2 protein-coding genes are annotated in these 1,753 nt (G+C 54.9%); both read right to left on the reverse strand.

Going from position 1 to position 1,753, the window contains the following annotated elements; genetic code table 11:
- Nucleotides 1–163: 163 nt before the first annotated feature.
- Nucleotides 164–1,144 carry an IS481-like element ISKpn27 family transposase gene (locus HG542_RS36660; RefSeq protein ID WP_013213985.1) on the reverse strand — a complete coding sequence of 327 codons (981 nt, stop codon included), beginning with the start codon at nt 1,142–1,144 and terminating at the stop codon, nt 164–166.
- Between the two features lie 122 nt (nt 1,145–1,266).
- Nucleotides 1,267–1,753: recombinase family protein (locus tag HG542_RS36665; protein ID WP_218039106.1), on the reverse strand; the 487-nt coding region annotated here is incomplete at its 5' end.

The raw sequence follows: 1,753 nt of genomic DNA on the forward strand, positions 1-1,753 counted from the left end.
AAGTCATTTTTCAATATTATTGAAGCATTTATCAGGGTTATTGTCTCATGAGCGGATACATATTTGAATGTATTTAGAAAAATAAACAAATAGGGGTTCCGCGCACATTTCCCCGAAAAGTGCCACCTGACGTCTAAGAAACCATTATTATCATGACATTAACCTATATGTCAAGACCCGGCTGGTTATACACGCGTTTCCTGAACAATTCAGGGCGTTTTTCATGCCATTCCTTGAGCGCCTGAACGGGTGTTTTGTGTTGGAGCGCGCGTTGCGGAATGCTGTGGTTGTAGATCTTGACGTAATTGCGCAGCGTCGATTCCAGTTCGGCAGCTGAACCAAAACGGGTCTGGTTGACGATGTCGCTGATACGACCGTTGAAGCGCTCCACCATGCCGTTGGTCTGCGGATGACGAGGCGGGATGAGCCGGTGCTCGATGCCGAGCTGCTTGCACAGGCGGTCGAACACGTGTGTGCCGCTGGGTTCCTTCTTCTTGCCGCCAGCCGTGAAGCGGTCGGTGAACTGGCTGCCGTTGTCGGTCAGAAGCTTGACGATCTTGACGGGACAGGCTTGCTGGACTTTGTTGAGGAAGTCGCCACTGCTGCCATCGGTCTGGTCGGCATAGAGCTCGATGAAGACCCAGCGCGTAGCACGGTCGATGGCAACGAAGAGATAGCGCCTTGCCGTCTCGTCGGGCATCTGCGGCAGGTACTTGATGTCGATGTGCACAAAGCCCGGCTCGTAGTCCTTGAAGGTCTTTTTCGTGGCGGGCGCAGTGCCTTCCTGCTCGACCAGGTTACGTAGATCCGAGACACCGTGGCGGCGCAGGCAACGTCCCAGGCCGGCACGCGAGACGGCTGGATTGATGAACTCGCGCGTGACCGCCAGCAGGTCGTCCGTGGGCAGCAGCAACGTCTTGCGCAGCTCCACCACGATGAGCTCCTGCTCGGGCGTGAGCGTCGTGTACATCTTGTTCGGCGCATGCGACTTGTCTTCAGGAGACTCGCGGTTTTGCCACTTTCGGATGGTTTGGCGGGTGACGTTGTACATCCTGGCCAGTTCGGCCTGCGGGAGCGTCGAGTTCCTGATTTCCTCACGGATCAGGTGGGTAGTACGGGCTTGGCTGTGCAGTGCCTGGGTCATCGAGTTGCCAGTGAAGAGTCGGATTGGAACAGTGTACGCAAAACGTGTCTGGCCTTGAAGAGCGGCCAGCTACGCATGGGTACATGATCCCACGAGTCCAGACACCTATAAAAATAGGCGTATCACGAGGCCCTTTCGTCTTCAAGAATTTTATAAACCGTGGAGCGGGCAATACTGAGCTGATGAGCAATTTCCGTTGCACCAGTGCCCTTCTGATGAAGCGTCAGCACGACGTTCCTGTCCACGGTACGCCTGCGGCCAAATTTGATTCCTTTCAGCTTTGCTTCCTGTCGGCCCTCATTCGTGCGCTCTAGGATCCTCCGGCGTTCAGCTTGTGCCACAGCCGACAGGATGGTGACCACCATTTGCCCCATATCACCGTCGGTACTGATCCCGTCGTCAATAAACCGAACCGCGACACCCTGAGCATCAAACTCTTTTATCAGTTGGATCATGTCGGCGGTGTCGCGGCCAAGACGGTCGAGCTTCTTCACCAGAATGACATCACCTTCCTCCACCTTCATCCTCAGCAAATCCAGCCCTTCCCGATCTGTTGAACTGCCGGATGCCTTGTCGGTAAAGAGGCACTGTTGCAAAGTTAGCGATGAG

The sequence above is a fragment of the Streptomyces morookaense genome (assembly GCF_013030945.1).
GTDB lineage: Bacteria > Actinomycetota > Actinomycetes > Streptomycetales > Streptomycetaceae > Streptomyces > Streptomyces morookaensis.

What these genes read in the sequence shown, in the direction of transcription:
- HG542_RS36660 (WP_013213985.1), bottom strand. Translation starts at nt 1,144, where the DNA reads ATGACCCAGGCACTGCACAGCCAAGCCCGTACTACCCACCTGATCCGT.